The organism is Streptomyces sp. NPDC005878 (genome assembly GCF_040629815.1).
Lineage (GTDB): Bacteria > Actinomycetota > Actinomycetes > Streptomycetales > Streptomycetaceae > Streptomyces.
Window position 1 is genome coordinate 34349 of the sequence record NZ_JBEXWK010000015.1, and the last position, 20773, is coordinate 55121.

Genomic DNA, 20773 nt, shown 5'->3' on the forward strand with positions numbered 1-20773 from the left:
TCCTGGTGTTTCAGGCCATTTCGGAAGCGGCAACCCGCGCCGACCGCGGGCCCTGGGGGACGTGATGTCCGACGCGCGCACGCACCGGAACCCGCAGCAGGATCATCCCGCGCCGGACGGGCAGGGGCCCGGACGGCGCTCGGCCGCGTGGCTGGTGTGCGGGCGGCGGAGCAAGTGGCTGGTGCTCGTCCTCTGGCTGATCGTGGTCGCCGTCGCCTTTCCGCTCGCCTCCAAGCTCACCGACGCCCAGGACAACGACGCCACCTCCTGGCTGCCGGGCAGCGCCGAGTCGACCCAAGTCTTCGACTCCGCCAAGGCGTTCAGGCCCGAGGAGGTCCCGGCGATCGTCGTCTACGCGCGCGACGGCGGCCTCACCGCCGCCGACCGGCAGAAGATCACCGCCGACGCCGCGGCGATGCGCGCCCTGAGCGCGGACGGCATCCAGGGCGCCCGCGTCCGGGGACCGCTGTTCGACCCCGCGAACACCGCCGCCCAGATCCTCGTGCCGATCAAGATGGACAAGAACGGCTGGAACCACATCGCGGACGCGGTCGACCGGCTGCGCGACCGGTCCGGCACCTCGCGGAGCGGCCTCCAGACGCACATCACCGGCCCCGGCGGCACCTCGGCCGACTTCGCCAAGGCCTTCTCCGGCATCGACTCCACCCTGCTCCTGTCCGCGCTCGCGGTGGTCGTGGTGATGCTGCTCATCACGTACCGCAGTCCCACGCTGCTCCTGGTGCCGGTGATCTCGGTGGTCTGGGCGCTCTCCGCCGCGCAGGCCGTGATCTATCTGCTGGCCCGGCACGCGGGCCTGACCGTCAACGGGCAGAGCGCGGGCATCCTCACCGTGCTGGTCTTCGGCGCGGGCACCGACTACGCGCTGCTGCTCGTCTCCCGCTACCGCGAGGAGCTGCGCCGCCACGAGGACCGCCACGAGGCGATGGCGCTGGCCCTGCACCGGGCCGGGCCCGCGGTCCTCGCCAGCGCCACCGTCATCCTCGGCATGCTGGTCCTGCTGGTGGCCGAGATGAACTCCACCAAGGGCCTCGGCCCGGTCGCGGCCATCGGCGTCGCGGTCGCGCTGCTCGCCATGCTCACACTCTTCCCGGCGCTGCTCGTGGTCTTCGGCCGCTGGATCTTCTGGCCGGCCAGACCCGTCCTCGGCTCCCCCGACCCGACAGCGCGCGGGGTGTGGGCGCACACCGGCCGCCGGATCGCCACCCGCCCCCGTACGGTCTGGGTGACGACCGCCGCGGTGCTGGCCGCGCTCTCGTTCGGCCTGCTCCAGCTGAAGGCGGACGGTCTGGGCAACGCGGACTCCTTCACCGGCAGACCGGACTCGATCGTGGGCGCCGAGGTGCAGGCGAAGCACTTCCCGGCGGGCAGCGGCGACCCCCTGGTGATCATCACGGCGGCGGACCGGGCCGCGGAGGTGCGCCGGACGGTGGCGGCCACCGAGGGCGTGGTGCCCGCGTCGGTCGGCGTGCCCCCGGGCACCGCGGCCGGGCACGACGGCGAGGTGCTGCTCGAAGCCACCATGACCGCCCGCCCGGACAGCGCCGCCGCGCACGCGACCGTCGAGCGGGTGCGGGACGCGGTCCACGCGGTGCCCGGCGCCCACGCGCGCGTGGGTGGTGGCACCGCGGCCGTCCTGGACATGGAGAAGGCCACCACGCACGACAACAAACTGGTCATCCCGCTGGTGCTGCTGGTGGTGCTGTGCGTCCTGGGCATCCTGCTGCGGGCGCTGGTGGCGCCGCTGCTGCTGATCGGCACGGTCGTGCTGTCGTTCGCTGCGGCGCTCGGCATCAGCGCGCTCGCCTTCCGCCACCTCTTCGACTACGCGGGCGAGTCCACCGACTTCCCGCTGTTCGTCTTCGTCTTCCTGGTGGCCCTGGGCATCGACTACAACATCTTCCTGTCCACCCGCATCCGCGAGGAGGCGGCCCGCCAGGGCACCCGCCGGGGCGTGGTGACCGGTCTGGCCGCCACCGGCGCGGTGATCACCTCAGCGGGCCTGGTCCTGGCGGGCACCTTCGCGGTGCTCGGCACCCTCCCGATGACGGCGTTCGCCGAGATCGGCTTCGCGGTGGCACTCGGCGTCCTGCTGGACACCTTCGTGGTCCGCTCGATCCTGGTGACCTCGCTGTTCCTGGACGTGGGGCGCAAGGTGTGGTGGCCGCACCGGCTGTCACGGGAACCCGAGGAGGGACGCGCCCCGGCCGAGGCCCGCGCTCCCGTCCCCTAGCCCCCAACAGGACGGAAAGGGCCCGGAGTTCGCGACTCCGGGCCCTCACTCACGCCGTGCGGCGCAGCAGCGCCAGATACATCGCGTCCGTGCCGTGCAGATGCGGCCACAGCTGGACGTCGGGTCCCTCGCCCAGCCCCGCGACGCCCGGCATCAGCGGCCGTACGTCGATCCACTCGGCCTCGACGGGAGCCCCGCCCCGGCCCTTGAGCACGTCCTCCACCACGATCCGCGTCTCGGCGAGGTGCGGCGAGCAGGTCGCGTATCCGACGACACCGCCCACCCGGACCGCCGACAGCGCCTCGCGCAGCAGCCCGCGCTGGAGCGGCGCGAAGCCCTCCAGGTCCTCGGGGCGCCGGCGCCAGCGGGCCTCGGGGCGGCGGCGCAGCGCGCCCAGACCGGAGCACGGCACGTCCATCAGGACGCGGTCGAAGGAGCCCTCCCGCCACGGCGGCCGGGTGCCGTCCGCCGTGATCACCTGGTACGGGCCGGGGTTGCCGGCGAGCGCGCGCTCCACCAGCCGGGCCCGGTGGGGCTGCTTCTCGGAGGCGAGCAGGGACGCCCCGCGCCCGGCGGCCAGCGCGGCGAGCAGCGCCGCCTTGCCGCCGGGACCGGCGCAGCCGTCCAGCCAGCGCTCGTCGCGCCCCTCGATCGGTGCGTTCGCGAGTGCGACGGCCACCAGCTGGCTGCCCTCGTCCTGCACACCGGCCCTGCCGTCCTTCACGGCCTCCAGCGCACCCGGCTCGCCGCCCTCGGCCATCCGGACGGCGTACGGGGACCAGCGGCCGGGCAGCGCGCTGTCCTCGCCGAGCGCGTCCATGAGTTCATCGGTGGTGGAGCGGCCGGGGCGGGCGACGAGGGTGACCTCGGGCCGCTCGTTGTCGGCCTCCAGCAGGTCCTCGATACCCGCGCGGCCACCGCCCAGCGCGTCCCAGAGGGCCGAGACGACCCATCGCGGGTGCGAATGCACCAGGGCCAGGTGGTCCTCGGCGTCCTCGTCGTACGGAGGCGCGATCTTCTCCAGCCAGCCGTCCAGGTCGTCCGCCGCGATCTTGCGCAGTACGGCGTTGACGAACCGGGCCCGGCCGTCGCCGAGCACCACACGGGCAAGCTCCACGCTGGCGGAGACCGCGGCGTGGCTGGGGATGCGGGTCCCGAGCAGCTGGTGGGCGCCGAGCGCGAGCACGTCGAGGACCGGCGGGTCCACCTCGCGCAGCGGCCGGTCGATGCAGGCCGCGATGATCGCGTCGTAGGTGCCCTGGCGGCGCAGGGTGCCGTAGACGAGTTCGGTGGCGAGCGCCGCGTCGCGGCCGTCGAAGTTCCCGCCCTCGCGGGCCTTGCGCAGCAGCGGCGGCAGGACGAGGTTGGCGTACGCGTCCCGCTCGTCGACGGCGCGCAGCGCCTCGAAGGCGAGGACGCGGACGGGGTCCTTCTTGGGGCGGCGGTACGGCTTGCCGCCGCCCTTGCCGTCGCTGCTGCGGGGACGGCCGTGCGGCTGATCGTTCACGTGGAAGGTGCTCCGCTGGTCAGATGGTGCGAACCCGACCAGCCTACGACTGTTCGCCGCGCGCCCCCACCCGGGTCCGCGCGCCCCGTTCAGCCGACGTGCTCGCCCGGCGCGATGCGCACGCCGCGCGCCCAGTCCGCGCCCTTCATGGGCTTCTTGCCCTGGGGCTGGACCCACATCAGCTCGACGGCGTGCGAGCCGGTGCCCACGTACACGTTGTTCTTGCCCGCGGACAGCTCGCCCGGCGCCAGGTCCGTACGGTCCGGGACCGGCACCGCCTGGACGAGCTTGAGCCGCTCGCCCCGGAAGAGCGTCCAGGCGCCCGGGGCCGGGGTGCAGCCGCGCACCACGCGGTCGACCCGGAGCGCCGGGGCGGTCCAGTCGATCTGCGCGTCCTCGACGGTGATCTTCGGGGCGAGGCTGATCCCGTCGGCGGGCTGCGGAACGGCCTTGAGCGTGCCGTCCTCGATGCCGTCCATGGTCGCGGCGAGCAGCCCGGAGCCGGCGAAGGCGAGCCGGGTCAGCAGGTCACCGCTGGTGTCGGTGGGGCGGACGGCCTCGGTGACCGTCCCGTACAGCGGACCGGAGTCCAGGCCCTTCTCGATCTGGAAGGTCGAGGCTCCGGTGATCTCGTCGCCCGCCATCAGCGCGTGCTGGACGGGGGCGGCGCCGCGCCAGGCGGGGAGCAGCGAGAAGTGCAGGTTCACCCAGCCGTGCACCGGGATGTCCAGCGCCACCTGCGGGAGCAGCGCCCCGTAGGCGACGACCGGGCAGCAGTCGGGGGCGATCTCACGCAGCCGCGCCAGGAAGTCCTCGTCGCGCGGCTTCACCGGCTTCAGCACCTCGATGCCGGCCTCCTCGGCGCGCTGGGCGACGGGGCTGGCCACCAGATGGCGACCGCGTCCGGCGGGCGCGTCCGGCCGGGTCACCACGGCGGCGACCTCGTGCCGGCCGGAGGCGATCAGGGCGTCAAGGGCGGGAACGGCGACCTCGGGGGTGCCTGCGAAGACGAGCTTCACTGGGGAGTACCTCGCTTTGTAGAGAGCGACGCCCAGTCTATTGCGTGCCCGTGCCGGTCCGTTGGGTGTCCCGGCCGTGCCGTCGCCCCTCACGTTCGAATGCGCTGTTCGGGTTTCCTTTCGCGGTATCGGGACAGGGGCGTACGCCACTTCGCGCGCCCTGCGCACGTACCCATACGCCCCCGCACCGTGACCACAAGAGCGGGTGGCGCGTTGGTCAAGAGAGATTGACCGAAACGGGCCGCGCGTGCGGCCCGATCCCTTTTCAACAACGCCGGTCCGAGAGGCTTGTTCATGGCCGACCACGCAACCCACGACGCCCAGGCACGGGCCAGTCTTCACCTGTTGGTGCGGGACATCGAGCGGGTCCGCCGGCAGGTGGACGCGCTGCGCACCCTCACCGCCCAGCTCGGCAACGTCTACCGTCCGCGCCGCTCCGGCCCCTCCACGGGCTTCGTCGTCTACGGCCGGGCGCCCGCCCCCACCGTCCGGCTCGCCCAGGAGCTGCGGGACAGCGTGGAGACCCTGGTCACCGCCGCGGTCGACTTCGACCGCTCCCTGGGCTTCTCCTGGGACGCGGTGGGCTCGGCGCTCGGGGTCACCAAGCAGGCGGTGCACCGGCGTTACGGGGCGCGGCGGGCCGCCGCGCAGAGCGCCGAGGCCGAGCGCCCGGCCGAGGCCGCCGTGACGCGCACGCTGCCGGTGCCCGCCGTGATCCCCGCCGTGCCGGCCGCGCGTTCGATGCCGCCCCAGCCGACGGCGACCACGCAGTCGCTGCGCGAGGAGGCCCGCACGACGGCGTTCCCGGGCCCCCGCAACGGCTGACCCCACAGCCGACCCCCACCCTTCAATGCCCTCGCCGCACCCGAGCGTGCGCCGGGGGCACCTGCCTTGGCGGCTGCGTGGAGGGACGGGGGCGGGATGCCCGGGGCGCCGATGGCGGCATGCCCGGGGTGGACAGGGCCGGATCCCCGAGGCGTACGGAGTGCGGGCCCTGGGAGGCCCGGCCCCGGATCCCGGTGTGCGGGGCCGGACGCCCGAGGCGGTCGAAGGCGGGATGCCCAGGGTGTACGGGGCCTGATCCCCGAGGCATACGGAGTGCGGGCCCCGCGCGGCCCGGCCCCGCGCCCGCTCGCGCGTCCCCGCTCTCCCGCCCGCCCTCAGCCGATGTCCGGCGGGTCCACCCTGATCCGTACCGGATCACCGCCCCCGCGCGCCAGCCGTCCCGCCTGGGCGGTCTTCAGGGCCGCGGCCAGGGCCGCGCCGCTGCCCGGTGGTACGCGCAGCAGCGCCCGCTCCCAGGTCTCCCCCACCGGAGGGTCACCGGGGCGCCGGGCCCGGCCCGGCTCGCTCGGGCGCATCAGGACCGGGCCCAGGATCTGCGCGTCGGGCGGCAGCCGAACGCTCGTCAGGAACGTCTCCACCGCCTCCGCGCGCCCGGTGACCTCGGCCATCCGGGAGACCGGCGGAAAGCCCAGCTCGGCCCGCTCGGCCAGCTCGCGCAGGGCGTGGCCGACCGGGTCCCAGCGGACCAGGGCCTGGACCGGCCGCAGGGTCGGCTCGGCGACGACCACGACCGTGCCGCCCTCGTCCTGGCCGCGCACCAGCGAGGCCGCGTTGATCCAGCGGCGCAGCGCCTCCTCCCCGGCGCGCAGGTCGGGCCGTCCGAGCATGGCCCAGCCGTCCAGGAGCAGCGCCGCCGCGTACCCGCCCTCGGCGACCGGTTCGGCGCCGGGGGTGGAGACGACGAGCGCGGGACGGCCGGGCACGCTGTCCAGCACATGGTCGCGGCCCGAGGTCCGCACCGGCACGGCGGGGAACGCCCGGCCGAGCTCCTCGGCGGTCCGGCGCGCGCCCACGACCCGTGCCCGGAGCCGGACGCCACCGCACTCCGCGCACCGCCACTCCGGCTCGCCCCGCCCGCACCACCCGCACCGCAGGTCCCGTTCGTCCGGCGCCTCCAGAGGCCCGGCGCAGTGCCGGCAGCGGGCGGGGGTGCGGCAGCGTTCGCAGGAGAGCCGGGGCACATAGCCCCGCCGGGGCACCTGGACCAGGACCGGGCCGCTCTTCAGCCCGTCCCGGACCACCTGCCAGGCGAGGCTGGGGAGCCGGGCGGCCCGGGCCGCCTCGTCGCGGGCCAGCTCGCCGTCCCCGACCGTACGCACCAGGGGCGCGGCCGACCGTACCGTGGCGCGGTCCGCCACCAGTGGCGCCGCCCAGCCGCTCTCGACGAGCTGGGCCGCCTCGACCGTACAGCTCGTACTGCCGAGCAGGAACGCGCACTTGTCGTGGGTGGCGCGCAGTTCCAGCACCTCGCGGACGTGCGGGAAGGGCGCGTGGTCGTCGCTGTGGCTGGAGTCGCCGTCCTCCCAGACGACCACCAGGCCGAGCTTCTCCACGGGGGCGAACATCGCGGCGCGGGTGCCGACCACGGCCCGCACCGAGCCGCGCCGCACGGCGAGCCACTGGCGGTAGCGCTTCTCCGGGCCGGACTCGGCGGTCAGCAGCGCGTGCCGCCCCTCGCCCAGCAGCGCGGTGAGCGCCGCGTCGACCCGCCCGGCGCTGCGCCCGTCGGGCACCACGACCAGCGCGCCGCGCCCGCCCGCCAGGGTCGCGGCGACGGCGCGGGCGATCTCCTCGGCCCAGGACGGGCCGGGCAGCGCGGTCCACACCGCGCGCGGCGCCCCGCCCGAGGTCAGGGCGCGCAGGAACGCGTCACCGTTCCCGTACCGCACCCACGTCCCCGCGTCGGGCGGCGGCGGTGGTCCCGGTGGCTCGGGCGAGGGCTTGGACTCGGCCCGCGCGTTCCTGGGCGGCACCGCGAGCTGGAGCACGTCCGCGAGGCTGCCCGCGTACCGGTCGGCGACCGCGCGGGCGAGGGCGAGCAGCTCGGGGCTGAGCACCCGCTCCGGCGAGACGACACTGGCGAGCGCGGCCAGCGGCCCCGAGTAGTCGGACTCGGCGAGGCGCTCGACCACGAACCCGTCGATCAGCCCGCCGCCCTCCCGGCGCCCGTCGCGCACCTGGCGCGCCCCGGCCCCGAACCGCACCCGCACCCGCACCCCCGGCTGGGCGTCGGCGTCCAGCTCCTCGGGGACCGCGTAGTCGAAGGAGCGGTCGAGGTGGACCCCGCCCTTGTCCACCACGACCCGCGCCACGGGCAGGGCCTTGGCAAGCGCGGCGCCGCGCCAGGTCCGCGGCTTGGCCTTGGGCACCTTGGCCTTGCGCACGGTCTCCCGAATCAGCGCGAGCTGCTCCGCCCCGCCCCCCTCGGCGCCCCCGCCCGGCTTCTCGTTCTCGCTGCTCACAGCCAAATTCCTACCAGACACCACTGACAGCGGCCCGGGCCCGGACGCACGGCGGCCCCGGACCGTGCCGGTCCGGGGCCGCCGTGGAGCCGGGCGGGTTACAGACCCGCGGCCGCCCGCAGCGCGTCCACCCGGTCCGTTCGCTCCCAGGTGAAGTCGGGGAGCTCGCGGCCGAAGTGGCCGTACGCGGCGGTCTGGGCGTAGATCGGGCGGAGCAGGTCGAGGTCGCGGATGATGGCCGCCGGGCGGAGGTCGAAGACCTCGGCGATGGCGGTCTCGATCCGGTCCGTGTCGACCGTGGCGGTGCCGAAGGTCTCGACGAAGAGACCGACCGGCTCGGCCTTGCCGATCGCGTACGCGACCTGGACCTCGCAGCGGGCCGCGAGGCCGGCGGCGACGACGTTCTTGGCCACCCAGCGCATCGCGTACGCGGCGGAGCGGTCGACCTTGGACGGGTCCTTGCCGGAGAAGGCGCCGCCGCCGTGGCGGGCCATGCCGCCGTACGTGTCGATGATGATCTTGCGGCCGGTGAGTCCGGCGTCGCCCATCGGGCCGCCGATCTCGAAGCGGCCGGTCGGGTTGACCAGCAGGCGGTAGCCGTCGGTGTCGAGCTTGATGCCGTCCTCGACGAGCTGTGCCAGCACGTGCTCGACGACGAACTCGCGGATGTCGGGGGCGAGCAGCGAGTCCAGGTCGATGTCGCTCGCGTGCTGCGAGGAGACGACGACGGTGTCGAGGCGGACGGCCTTGTCGCCGTCGTACTCGATGGTGACCTGGGTCTTGCCGTCGGGGCGCAGGTAGGGGATGGTCCCGTTCTTGCGCACCTCGGAGAGGCGGCGCGAGAGGCGGTGCGCCAGGTGGATCGGGAGGGGCATCAGCTCGGGCGTCTCGTCGCAGGCGTAGCCGAACATCAGGCCCTGGTCGCCGGCGCCCTGCTTGTCGAGCTCGTCCTCGTCACCCTCGACGCGCTTCTCGTACGCGGTGTCGACGCCCTGCGCGATGTCCGGGGACTGCGCGCCGATGGAGACCGACACGCCGCAGGACGCGCCGTCGAAGCCCTTCTTCGAGGAGTCGTACCCGATCTCCAGGATCTTGTCCCGGACCAGCTGGGCGATCGGCGCGTACGCCTTGGTCGTGACCTCGCCCGCGACGTGGACCAGACCCGTGGTGATCAGGGTCTCCACGGCGACACGGGACGTCGGGTCCTCGCGCAGGAGCGCGTCGAGGATCGTGTCGCTGATCTGGTCAGCGATCTTGTCGGGGTGACCCTCGGTCACGGACTCCGAAGTGAACAGACGACGGGACACAATGCTCCCTGGGGTTGCAGCGGCTGCTGGCTGATCATGGGTGGAACGGGCCGGAGGCTGCGCCCGGCGTCGTTCCACCGCCAGTTTATCGGTCGGTACCGCTCACCGGGCCACTTGTCTCGCACATTGAAAGCTCTGTGACCTGCGACACCGCGGCGGGCGGTACGAAGATCGCCCTCCATCGGCGGGTCGTGGAACGGTTTTTGGCGGGTTTGGGACTGCTGTTCGGGCGTACGTGAATTTATGCGAAACGCGGGGCGACGAGATCCCACACCACGTCCGCGAGCGCCTCTTTCGGCCCATAGGGCACCGGTGTCTCGGTGCCGTCGGAGGCCAGCACGACCGCCTCGTTCTCCTCCGAGCCGAAGGTCTTGCGCTCCCCCACCTCGTTGACGACCAGCAGGTCACAGCCCTTGCGCCGCAGCTTCTCGCGCCCGTTGGCGAGGACGTCGTCGGTCTCGGCGGCGAAGCCGACGACCACCTGGTCCGGGCGCGCCCGGTCGGCGGAGAGCTCGGCGAGGACGTCGGGGTTGCGGACCAGGGTGAGCGGCGCGGGCTCCTGGCCGTCCTTCTTCTTGATCTTCCCGGCGACGTAGGACTCCGGCCGGAAATCGGCGACGGCCGCCGCCATGACCACCGCGTCCGCGTCCGCGGCGGCCTTCAGCACGGCCTCCCGCAGTTGAACGGCGGTGCCCACCCGGACCACGTCGGCACCGGCCGGGTCGGGCAGCCCGGTGTTGGCCTCGATCAGCGTGACGCGGGCACCCCGGGCCACGGCGGTGCGGGCCAGGGCGTACCCCTGCTTCCCGGAGGAACGGTTCCCCAGATAGCGCACCGGGTCCAGCGGCTCGCGCGTGCCGCCTGCGCTGACCACCACGTGGCGGCCCTCCAGGTCGCGCTCCGCGCTCCCGCGGGCCAGCACCCGGCGGCAGACCTCGAAGATCTCGCCGGGGTCGGGCAGCCGGCCCTTGCCGGTGTCGACGCCGGTGAGGCGGCCGACGGCGGGCTCGATGACGACCGCGCCCCGGCGGCGCAGCGTGGCCACGTTCTCCTGGGTGGCGGGGTGCTCCCACATCTCGGTGTGCATCGCGGGGGCGAAGACGACCGGACAGCGGGCGGTGAGGAGGGTGCTGGTGAGCAGGTCGTCGGCGAGGCCGTGGGCCGCCTTGGCCAGCATGTCGGCGGTGGCGGGGGCGACGACGACGAGGTCGGCGTCCTGGCCGATCCGCACGTGCGGCACCTCGTGGACGTCGTTCCACACCTCGGTGGAGACCGGGTGCCCGGAGAGCGCCGACCAGGTCGCCGCGCCCACGAAGTGCAGCGCCGCGGCGGTCGGCACCACGCGCGTGTCGTGCCCGGACTCGGTCAGCCTGCGCAGCAGCTCGCACGCCTTGTAGGCGGCGATCCCGCCGCTGACTCCCAGAACGACCTTCGGCTTGTCCACCGCGTCTCCCCGCATTCGGATACGTACTCCCCTATGACACACCACAGGCCCGGCAGTCACACTGCCGGGCCTGTGGGCACACGTACGGAGGCTTACTGGGCCGGGCCCTCGATGGCCTCGGAGGTCAGCAGACCCGCGTTGATCTCGCGCAGCGCGATGGAGAGCGGCTTCTCGTGGACGTGCGTGTCCACCAGGGGGCCGACGTACTCCAGCAGGCCCTCACCGAGCTGCGAGTAGTACGCGTTGATCTGACGGGCGCGCTTGGCCGCGTAGATCACGAGGCTGTACTTCGAGTCGGTTGCTTCGAGCAGCTCATCAATCGGCGGGTTGATGATGCCCTCGGGCGTGGTGATGGAAGAGGACACGTCTGCCTTCCGAAGGGGTGAAAAATCAAAGAACTCTCATCAAGGCTAGCAGCTCGCGCGCTACGTCCTCGACGGAGGTGTTGACCAGGGTCGTGTCGAACTCGGCCTCCGCGGCCAGTTCCACCGTGGCGGCGGCGAGCCTGCGCTCGATGACCTCGGGGGCCTCGGTCCCGCGGCCGGTGAGCCGGCGGACCAGCTCGTCCCAGCTCGGCGGGGCCAGGAAGACGAGCTGGGCCTCCGGCATCGACTCGCGCACCAGCCGGGCGCCCTGGAGGTCGATCTCCAGGAGGACCGGCTCACCGGCCTCCAGGCGGTCCAGGACGGCGCGGCGGGGCGTGCCGTAGCGGTTGCCCGCGAATTCGGCCCATTCGAGCAGTTCGCCGTTGGCGACCAGCTTGTCGAACTCCTCGTCGTCCACGAAGAAGTAGTGGACGCCGTGGCGTTCGCCGGGGCGCGGCTTGCGGGTCGTCGCCGACACCGAGAGCCAGACCTCGGGGTGGACCTTGCGCATATGAGCGACGACCGTGCTCTTGCCGACCCCGGAGGGGCCGGAGAGCACGGTCAGCCGCGGACGTGCGTCCGGGGGTACGGGGGATGACCCCCGGGGTGAAGCTGCCATGCACCGATTATTCCAGCTTCCCGGGGGTGCCCGGGACGTCAGGCCCCGGAGCCGCCGAACTCACGCTCCAGGGATGCGATCTGGTTGGAGCCGAGACCCCGCACACGGCGGCTCTCGGAGATCCCCAGCCGCTCCATGATCTGCTTGGCCCGGACCTTGCCCACACCGGGCAGGGACTCAAGGAGGGCGGAGACCTTCATCTTCCCGATGACGTCGTTCTCCTGGCCCTGCTTGATGACCTCGTGGAGGGAGGCGCCGGAGTGCTTGAGTCGATTCTTGACCTCGGCCCGCTCCCGGCGAGCCGCGGCGGCCTTTTCGAGCGCGGCTGCGCGCTGTTCAGGGGTAAGGGGCGGAAGAGCCACGCCTACGTCACCTCGGATGTCGAACTGTCGGATACGGACCGGTGCGGAAGCTGGTCGCCCCACACCAGGCGAGCAACGAGCGACGCGCAATGCCCGTTCGCTCGTCTCTGCTCTCGTCGGAGACTAGCGGCCTGGACCGCTCCAGTCAGCGAGAACAGACGAAAAGTCCTGGTCAGCCTCTGCCGACCAGGACATTCGCGACATAACACCCCGGTTTTGGGTAAGGAATGCGTCAACCTTTGGCGCGCGGACTCGCCCGAGGGCCGCGCGGACCTCTAGGCCGAGGCCACCGCCGTGCGGATCTCGTCCGCGAAACGCGCCGCCGCGTCCTGCAGCCCGACGAGGTCGGGACCGTGACGCAGAACACCCCGGCTGACGTTTGGGACCACGTTGCGCACGGCCGCGCCGAAGACCGCGGGCAGGTCCGCGGCGGTCGCGCCCTGCGCGCCGATGCCCGGGGCGAGCAGCGGCCCGTTGATGTCGAGGTCGAAGGCGGACAGATCGCCCAGCGTCGCCCCGACGACGGCGCCGAACGAGCCCATCGGGGCCGCGTCGGCGTTCTCGTCCGCCAGGTGCGCCAGCATCGTCGCGCCGATCGTGCGGCCGTCCTCGCGCACCGCGCGCTGCACCTCCGCGCCCTCCGGGTTGGAGGTCAGGGCGAGCACGAAGAGTCCGGCGCCGCTCTCGCGGGCCAGCTCCACGGCGGGCTTCAGCGAGCCGTAGCCGAGGTAGGGCGAGACGGTGAGCGCGTCGGAGAACAGCGGCGCGTCCGGGTGCAGGAAGGTCTCGGCGTACGCGGCCATGGTGGAGCCGATGTCGCCGCGCTTGGCGTCCATCAGGACCAGCGTGCCGGCCGCGCGGGCGTCCGCCACGGTCCGCTCCAGGACCGCGATGCCGCGCGAGCCGAAGCGCTCGAAGAAGGCCGCCTGCGGCTTGAAGACGGCGACCCGCTCGGCGAGGGCCTCCACGACCGAGCGCGAGAACCGTTCCACGCCCGCCACGTCGTCACTCAGGTCCCACTCGGCGAGCAGGGAGGCGTGCGGGTCGATGCCGACACAGAGCGGACCGCGCTCGTCCATGGCGTGGCGCAGCCGCGCGCCGAAGGGAAGCGTCACTGGGTGGCCTTTCGGGTCTCGGCGCCGACGGCCTCGGCGAGGGTGGCGTACGGGGAGGCGGCGAGCCGGGCCGCGAGGCCCTTGTGGATCGCCCGGCCCCAGAAGGGGCCCTCGTAGACGAAGGCGCTGTAGCCCTGGACCAGGGTGGCCCCGGCCAGGATCCGCTGCCAGGCGTCCTCGGCCGTCTCGACGCCGCCGACGCCGACCAGGGTGATCCGGTCGCCCACGCGCGCGTAGAGGCGGCTGAGGACCTCCAGGGAGCGCTCCTTGAGCGGGGCGCCGGAGAGGCCGCCGGTCTCCTTGACGAGCGCGGGGTCGGACTTCAGGCCGAGTCCCTCGCGCGCGATGGTGGTGTTGGTGGCGATGATGCCGTCGAGGCCGAGCTCGACCGCCAGGTCGGCGACGGCGTCGACGTCCTCGTCGGCGAGGTCCGGGGCGATCTTGACGAGCAGCGGGACCCGCCGGCCGGTCACCGTGCGGTCGGCGGCCTCGCGCACCGCGGTGAGCAGCGGGCGCAGCGACTCGGTGGCCTGGAGGTTGCGCAGCCCGGGGGTGTTGGGCGAGGAGACGTTGACGACCAGGTAGTCGGCGTGCGCGGCGAGGCGCTCGGTCGACTTCACGTAGTCGGCGGCGGCGTCCGCCTCGGGGACGGTCTTGGTCTTGCCGATGTTGACGCCGACCGTCGTGCGGAAGACGGCCCGGCGGGCGGCCAGGCGGGCGGCGACGGCCGCCGAGCCCTCGTTGTTGAAGCCCATGCGGTTGATCAGCGCGCGGTCCTGGACCAGGCGGAACAGCCGCTTCCTGGGGTTGCCGGGCTGGGCCTCGCCGGTGACCGTGCCGATCTCGACATGGTCGAAGCCGAGCATCGACATGCCGTCGATGGCCACGGCGTTCTTGTCGAAGCCGGCGGCGAGACCGAAGGGGCCGTGCATGCGAAGGCCGAACGCCTCGGTGCGCAGCTCCTCGTGGCGGGGCGCGAGGACGGCCGCGACGAAGGTGCGCAGGACGGGGATCCGGGCGGCGAGACGGATCCAGCGGAAGGCCAGGTGGTGGGCCTGCTCCGGGTCCATCCGCTTGAAGACCAGGCGGAAGAAGAGCTTGTACATGTCTCAGTCCTCATGCGGAGGGGGACACCGGATTCCGGTGTCCCCCTCGGCTGGTTGCTAGTCGCGGGCCGCGGTCAGGTGTTCCGCGTGTTCCTGGAGCGAGCGCACTCCCACGTCGCCGTGGTTGAGGGCGTCGATGCCCTGGACGGCGGCGGCGAGGGCCTGGACGGTGGTCAGGCACGGGACGCTGCGGGCGACGGCCGCGGTGCGGATCTCGTAGCCGTCGAGGCGGCCGCCGGTGCCGTACGGCGTGTTGACGATGAGGTCGACCTGGCCGTCGTGGATGAGCTGGACGATGGTCTTCTCACCCGCCGGGCCCTCGCCCTCGGACTGCTTGCGCACGACGGTGGCGTTGATGCCGTTGCGCTTGAGGACCTCGGCGGTGCCGGAGGTGGCGAGCAGCTCGAAGCCGTGGGCGACGAGCTCGCGCGCCGGGAAGATCATCGAGCGCTTGTCGCGGTTGGCGACCGAGATGAACGCGCGGCCCTTGGTCGGCAGCGGTCCGTAGGCACCGGCCTGCGACTTGGCGTAGGCGGTGCCGAAGACCGAGTCGATGCCCATGACCTCGCCGGTGGAGCGCATCTCCGGGCCGAGGACGGTGTCGACGCCGCGGCCGTGGATGTCGCGGAAGCGGCTCCAGGGCATCACGGCCTCCTTCACCGAGATCGGCGCGTCCAGCGGCAGGGTGCCGCCGTCGCCGTTCCTCGGCAGCAGGCCCTCCTCGCGCAGCTCGGCGACGGTGGCGCCCAGCGAGATGCGGGCGGCGGCCTTCGCCAGCGGCACCGCGGTCGCCTTGGAGGTGAAGGGCACCGTGCGCGAGGCGCGCGGGTTGGCCTCCAGGACGTAGAGGATGTCCCCGGCCATCGCGAACTGGATGTTGATCAGGCCGCGCACCCCGACGCCCTTGGCGATCGCCTCGGTGGAGGCGCGCAGGCGCTTGATGTCGAAGCCGCCCAGCGTGATCGGGGGCAGCGCGCACGCCGAGTCGCCGGAGTGGATGCCGGCCTCCTCGATGTGCTCCATGACGCCGCCGAGGTAGAGCTCGGTGCCGTCGTAGAGCGCGTCCACGTCGATCTCGATGGCGTCGTCGAGGAAGCGGTCGACCAGGACCGGACGGGTCGGGGAGATCTCGGTGGACTCCGCGATGTAGGACTCCAGCCGCGCCTCGTCGTAGACGATCTCCATCCCGCGTCCGCCGAGGACGTAGGAAGGGCGGACCAGGACCGGGTAGCCGATCTCGTCCGCGATCGCCTTCGCACCCGCGAAGGTGGTGGCGGTGCCGTGCTTGGGCGCGGGCAGCCCCGCCTCGGCCAGGACCCGGCCGAAGGCGCCGCGGTCCTCGGCGGCGTGGATGGCCTCCGGCGGGGTACCGACGACGGGCACGCCGTTGTCCTTGAGCGCCTGGGCCAGACCCAGCGGGGTCTGGCCGCCGAGCTGGACCACCACGCCCGCCACCGGACCGGCCAGCGTCTCGGCGTGGACGATCTCCAGCACGTCCTCCAGGGTCAGCGGCTCGAAGTAGAGCCGGTCGGAGGTGTCGTAGTCGGTGGAGACGGTCTCCGGGTTGCAGTTGACCATCACGGTCTCGTAGCCCGCGTCGCTGAGCGCGAAGGAGGCGTGGACGCAGGAGTAGTCGAACTCGATGCCCTGGCCGATACGGTTCGGACCCGAGCCCAGGATGATCACCGCGGGCTTCTCGCGGGGGGCGACCTCGGACTCCTCGTCGTAGGAGGAGTAGAAGTACGGGGTCTTCGCGGCGAACTCGGCCGCGCAGGTGTCGACCGTCTTGTAGACCGGGCGCACGCCCAGCGCGTGGCGCACCTCGCGCACCACGTCCTCGCGCAGGCCGCGGATCCCGGCGATCTGGGCGTCCGAGAAGCCGTGCCGCTTGGCCTCGGCCAGCAGCTGCGGCTCCAGCTTGTCGGCGGCGGCGAGCTCGTCCGCGATCTCCTTGATGAGGAAGAGCTGGTCGACGAACCAGGGGTCGATCCGGGTGGCGTCGAAGACCTCCTCGGGCGTGGCGCCGGCGCGGATGGCCTGCATGACGGTGTTGATCCGCCCGTCGGTGGGGCGCACCGCCTCGCGCAGCAGCTCGTCCTTGTCGCCCGGCTCGCCGGTGAAGGTGAACTGGCTGCCCTTCTTCTCCAGCGAGCGCAGCGCCTTCTGGAGCGCCTCGGTGAAGTTGCGGCCGATCGCCATCGCCTCGCCCACCGACTTCATGGTGGTCGTCAGCGTCGAGTCCGCCGAGGGGAACTTCTCGAAGGCGAACCGCGGGGCCTTGACCACCACGTAGTCCAGCGTCGGCTCGAAGGACGCCGGGGTCTTCTCGGTGATGTCGTTGGGGATCTCGTCCAGCGTGTAGCCCACGGCCAGCTTCGCCGCGATCTTCGCGATCGGGAAGCCGGTGGCCTTCGACGCGAGCGCCGAGGAGCGCGAGACCCGGGGGTTCATCTCGATGACGATGACACGGCCGTCGGCCGGGTCGATCGCGAACTGGATGTTGCAGCCGCCGGTGTCGACGCCGACCTCGCGGATGATCGCGATGCCGATGTCCCGCAGCCGCTGGTACTCGCGGTCGGTGAGCGTCATCGCCGGGGCCACCGTGATGGAGTCACCGGTGTGGACGCCCATCGGGTCGAAGTTCTCGATGGAGCAGACGACCACGACGTTGTCGTTCTTGTCGCGCATCAGCTCCAGCTCGTACTCCTTCCAGCCCAGGATGGACTCCTCCAGGAGCACCTCGGTGGTCGGCGAGAGCGTCAGGCCCTGACCGGCGATACGGCGCAGCTCCTCCTCGTCGTGCGCGAAGCCGGAGCCGGCGCCGCCCATGGTGAAGGAGGGACGGACCACGACCGGGTAGCCGCCGAGGGTGTCGACGCCCTTCAGGACGTCGTCCATGGAGTGGCAGATCACCGAGCGGGCCGACTCGCCGTAGCCGATCTTGGCCTTGACGGCCTCGACGACGCCCTTGAACAGGTCGCGGTCCTCGCCCTTGTTGATCGCCTCGACGTTGGCGCCGATCAGCTCGACACCGTACTTCTCCAGCACCCCCTGCTCGTGCATGGAGATCGCGGTGTTCAGCGCGGTCTGGCCGCCCAGGGTGGGCAGCAGCGCGTCGGGGCGCTCCTTGGCGATGATCTTCTCGACGAACTCGGGGGTGATCGGCTCGACGTAGGTGGCGTCGGCGATCTCCGGGTCGGTCATGATCGTCGCCGGGTTCGAGTTGACCAGGATGACCCGCAGGCCCTCGGCCTTCAGGACGCGGCAGGCCTGGGTGCCGGAGTAGTCGAACTCCGCGGCCTGGCCGATGACGATCGGGCCGGAGCCGATGACCAGGACGGACTGGATATCGGTGCGCTTAGGCACGCTGGCCCTCCATGAGCTGGACGAAGCGGTCGAAGAGGTAGGCGGCGTCGTGCGGACCCGCGGCCGCTTCGGGGTGGTACTGGACGCTGAAGGCCGGCTGGTCGAGCAGCTGGAGGCCCTCCACCACGTTGTCGTTCAGACAGACGTGGGAGACCTCGGCGCGGCCGAAGGGGGTCTGGGAGACCTGGTCGAGCGGGGCGTCGACGGCGAACCCGTGGTTGTGCGCGGTGACCTCGACCTTGCCGGTCGTACGGTCCTGCACGGGCTGGTTGATGCCGCGGTGGCCGTACTTCAGCTTGTACGTGCCGAAGCCGAGCGCGCGGCCCAGGATCTGGTTGCCGAAGCAGATGCCGAAGAGCGGGGTCTTGCGCTCCAGGACGGCGCGCATCACGGCCACCGGGCCGTCGGCGGTGGACGGGTCGCCGGGGCCGTTGGAGAAGAACACGCCGTCCGGGTTGACGGCGTAGACGTCCTCGGCCGTGGCGGTCGCGGGCAGCACGTGCACCTCGATGCCGCGCTCGGCCATCCGGTGCGGGGTCATGCCCTTGATGCCGAGGTCGACGGCGGCCACGGTGAACTTCTTCTCGCCGATCGCCGGGACGACGTACGCCTCCTTGGTGGCGACCTCGGCGGCGAGGTCCGCGCCCGACATCTCGGGGGCCTGGCGGACCTCGGCGAGCATGGTGCCCTCGTCGGGCAGCGCGTTGCCGGAGAAGATGCCGACGCGCATCGCGCCGCGCTCGCGCAGATGGCGGGTGAGCGCGCGGGTGTCGATGCCCGAGATGCCGACGACGCCCTGCTCGCGCAGCTCCTCGTCGAGGGAGCGCCGGGCGCGCCAGTTGGAGGAGACGCGGGCGGGGTCGCGCACGACGTAGCCGGCGACCCAGATGCGCCGGGACTCGGGGTCCTCGTCGTTGACGCCGGTGTTGCCGATGTGCGGCGCGGTCATCACGACGACCTGGCGGTGGTACGACGGGTCGGTGAGGGTCTCCTGGTAGCCGGTCATGCCGGTGGAGAACACGGCCTCGCCGAAGGTCACCCCCACGGCCCCGTAGGCGCGGCCGTGGAAGGTACGGCCGTCCTCCAGGACGAGTACTGCGGGAGCCTGGGCTCCTCTGGTGGAGGTCGTCATCGTGCGGCGCCTTCCGTCGTGGTGGTGGGGTGGTTCATGGAGTTGATGGCCTCGATCCAGGCGGCGTGCTCGGACGCCCGGTCGGAGCGGAAGCCGGAGTCGATCAGCTTGTCGCCGTGGGCCCAGGTGACGACCAGCAGGCCGCCCTCCGGGAGCACCTTTCCGGCGATGGCCTTCTCGGACCGGGCCTCGCGCAGTGCGGCGGCCGGGATGAAGAAGTCGTTCGCCCCGGGGCGTACGACGTTCACTCCCTCGGCCGTCAGGGTGAGCTCGGCCTTGCTGCGCACGCCCAGACCGTGCGCGACGATCCGGTCGAGCCACTGGCCGGCCGTGGTGGAGCCGTGGTAGCGGCCCGTCATGCTCAGTGTGGCCGGGCCGGTCGCCTTGGGCACGGCGGGGAGCTCGGGCAGGTCCGACTGGAGGGTGCCGCGCCACTTCCAGCCCTGGCGCATCAGCCAGTAGACGAAGCCGATGAAGATCAGCACGCCGACGACCCAGGCGATCCGGGCCCCCCAGTGCGTCACCTCGGCCGACTTCTGCTCCGCGGCCAGTGCCGCCCCGCCGAGATTGATCAGTGCAGGTGTCATGCCAGCTTCCCGTCCGCGACCGTCGCCCTGCCCCGCAGGAAGGTGTGGGTGACGCGACCCGGCAGCTCACGGCCCTCGTAGGGGGTGTTGCGGCTGCGGGAAGCGAAGCCCGCGGGGTTCACCTGGCCACGGTATGCCGGATCCACCAGCGTGAGGTTGGCGGGCTCGCCTGCCGAGACGGGGCGGCCGTGGTCCTCGGCGCCGCCGATCCGGGCGGGCTTGAACGACATGCGCTCGGCGACGTCCGCCCAGCTCATCAGGCCGGAGTCGACCATGGTGTGCTGGACGACCGAGAGCGCGGTCTCCAGGCCCACCATGCCCATGGCGGCCGCGGCCCACTCGCAGTCCTTGTCCTCGTGCGGGTGCGGGGCGTGGTCGGTGGCGACGATGTCGATCGTGCCGTCCGCGAGCGCCTCGCGCAGCGCCAGGACGTCGGCCTCGGTGCGCAGCGGCGGGTTCACCTTGTAGACCGGGTTGTACGAGCGGACCAGCTCGTCGGTGAGGAGCAGGTGGTGCGGGGTGACCTCGGCGGTGACGTCGATGCCGCGCGACTTGGCCCAGCGGACGATCTCGACCGAGCCGGCCGTGGAGAGGTGGCAGATGTGCACCCGGGAGCCGACGTGCTCGGCGAGCAGCACATCGCGCGCGATGATCGACTCCTCGGCGACCGCCGGCCAGCCGCCCAGGCCCAGCTCGGCGGAGACGACGCCCTCGTTCATCTGGGCGCCCTCGGTCAGGCGCGGCTCCTGGGCGTGCTGGGCGACGACGCCGCCGAAGGCCTTCACGTACTCCAGGGCGCGGCGCATGATCACGGCGTCGTCGACGCACTTGCCGTCGTCGGAGAAGACGGTGACCCCGGCGGCCGAGTCGTGCATGGCGCCGAGCTCGGCGAGCTGCTTGCCCTCCAGGCCCACGGTGACGGCGCCGATGGGCTGGACGTCGCAGTAGCCGTGCTCGCGGCCGAGCCGCCAGACCTGCTCGACGACGCCCGCGGTGTCGGCGACGGGGAAGGTGTTGGCCATGGCGAAGACCGCGGTGTAACCGCCGCGGGCGGCGGCCCGGGTGCCGGTGAGGACCGTCTCGGAGTCCTCGCGGCCGGGCTCGCGCAGATGGGTGTGGAGGTCGACGAGACCGGGGAGCAGGATCTGGCCCTCGGCGTCGACGACGGTGGCGCCCTCGGCGTCGAGGCCGGTGCCGACGGCGGCGATGGTCTCGCCGTCGATCAGGACGTCCTGGACCTCGCCGCCCAGCACCTGCGCACCACGGATGAGGATCTTGCTCATGA

At 72.6% G+C, this 20773-nt stretch carries 16 protein-coding genes; 2 read left to right on the forward strand and 14 right to left on the reverse strand.

Annotation, left to right across the window (positions count from 1 at the left end; translation table 11 throughout):
• The first annotated feature begins 64 nt into the window (after positions 1-64).
• Positions 65-2251: an MMPL family transporter gene (locus ABZ404_RS21905; protein WP_358990703.1), complete on the forward strand. Its 2187-nt coding sequence runs from the start codon at positions 65-67 to the stop codon at positions 2249-2251.
• 49 nt (positions 2252-2300) lie between these two features.
• On the opposite strand, the gene ABZ404_RS21910 is transcribed toward ABZ404_RS21905, so the two are convergent.
• Both ABZ404_RS21910 and fmt read right to left on the reverse strand, forming a co-directional pair.
• Positions 2301-3758, reverse strand: a complete 1458-nt coding sequence (locus ABZ404_RS21910) for a transcription antitermination factor NusB (RefSeq protein ID WP_358834434.1) — start codon at positions 3756-3758, stop codon at positions 2301-2303.
• An 89-nt stretch (positions 3759-3847) separates the two neighbouring features.
• Positions 3848-4777 (reverse strand): methionyl-tRNA formyltransferase, encoded by a 930-nt coding sequence (gene fmt / locus ABZ404_RS21915; RefSeq protein WP_358834433.1) that lies wholly within the window; start codon positions 4775-4777, stop codon positions 3848-3850.
• Between the two features lie 294 nt (positions 4778-5071).
• Between fmt and ABZ404_RS21920 the strand changes: the two genes are divergently transcribed.
• Positions 5072-5602, forward strand: a complete 531-nt coding sequence (locus tag ABZ404_RS21920) for a hypothetical protein (protein ID WP_358990706.1) — start codon at positions 5072-5074, stop codon at positions 5600-5602.
• 335 nt (positions 5603-5937) lie between these two features.
• Here ABZ404_RS21920 and ABZ404_RS21925 read toward each other — a convergent pair whose 3' ends face one another.
• From ABZ404_RS21925 to ABZ404_RS21980, 12 genes are all read right to left on the reverse strand, one after another.
• Positions 5938-8085, reverse strand: coding sequence for a primosomal protein N' (locus ABZ404_RS21925; RefSeq protein ID WP_358834431.1), 2148 nt, complete (start codon positions 8083-8085; stop codon positions 5938-5940).
• Between the two features lie 98 nt (positions 8086-8183).
• Positions 8184-9392, reverse strand: a complete 1209-nt coding sequence (gene metK, locus ABZ404_RS21930) for a methionine adenosyltransferase (RefSeq protein ID WP_358834430.1) — start codon at positions 9390-9392, stop codon at positions 8184-8186.
• Between the two features lie 241 nt (positions 9393-9633).
• Complete coding sequence (gene coaBC / locus ABZ404_RS21935; protein WP_358834429.1) at positions 9634-10836, reverse strand: bifunctional phosphopantothenoylcysteine decarboxylase/phosphopantothenate--cysteine ligase CoaBC; 1203 nt, start codon at positions 10834-10836, stop codon at positions 9634-9636.
• Positions 10837-10928: 92 nt separating this feature from the next.
• The gene (gene rpoZ, locus ABZ404_RS21940; RefSeq protein ID WP_003970369.1) at positions 10929-11201 is read right to left on the reverse strand and encodes a DNA-directed RNA polymerase subunit omega; all 273 of its coding nucleotides are present in this window, start codon (positions 11199-11201) and stop codon (positions 10929-10931) included.
• A gap of 25 nt (positions 11202-11226) precedes the next feature.
• Positions 11227-11820, reverse strand: coding sequence for a guanylate kinase (gene gmk / locus ABZ404_RS21945; RefSeq protein ID WP_358834428.1), 594 nt, complete (start codon positions 11818-11820; stop codon positions 11227-11229).
• 38 nt (positions 11821-11858) lie between these two features.
• A complete protein-coding gene (locus tag ABZ404_RS21950; protein ID WP_016638838.1) occupies positions 11859-12182 on the reverse strand; it encodes an integration host factor in 324 nt (107 codons plus the stop codon).
• 275 nt (positions 12183-12457) lie between these two features.
• Entirely contained in the window at positions 12458-13297 is an 840-nt protein-coding gene (pyrF, locus tag ABZ404_RS21955) for an orotidine-5'-phosphate decarboxylase (RefSeq protein WP_358834427.1), read from the reverse strand.
• Entirely contained in the window at positions 13294-14403 is a 1110-nt protein-coding gene (locus tag ABZ404_RS21960) for a quinone-dependent dihydroorotate dehydrogenase (RefSeq protein WP_358834426.1), read from the reverse strand. The genes pyrF and ABZ404_RS21960 overlap by 4 nt, the downstream gene beginning before the upstream one ends.
• Before the next feature lie 57 nt (positions 14404-14460).
• On the reverse strand, positions 14461-17769 hold the full coding sequence (gene carB, locus ABZ404_RS21965; RefSeq protein WP_358834425.1) for a carbamoyl-phosphate synthase large subunit: 3309 nt from the start codon (positions 17767-17769) through the stop codon (positions 14461-14463).
• A complete protein-coding gene (gene carA / locus ABZ404_RS21970; RefSeq protein ID WP_358834424.1) occupies positions 17762-18901 on the reverse strand; it encodes a glutamine-hydrolyzing carbamoyl-phosphate synthase small subunit in 1140 nt (379 codons plus the stop codon). Before carA ends, carB begins: the two co-directional genes overlap by 8 nt.
• On the reverse strand, positions 18898-19488 hold the full coding sequence (locus ABZ404_RS21975; RefSeq protein WP_358834423.1) for a hypothetical protein: 591 nt from the start codon (positions 19486-19488) through the stop codon (positions 18898-18900). The genes carA and ABZ404_RS21975 overlap by 4 nt, the downstream gene beginning before the upstream one ends.
• The gene (locus ABZ404_RS21980) at positions 19485-20771 is read right to left on the reverse strand and encodes a dihydroorotase (protein ID WP_358834422.1); all 1287 of its coding nucleotides are present in this window, start codon (positions 20769-20771) and stop codon (positions 19485-19487) included. Before ABZ404_RS21980 ends, ABZ404_RS21975 begins: the two co-directional genes overlap by 4 nt.
• Positions 20772-20773: the final 2 nt, after the last annotated feature.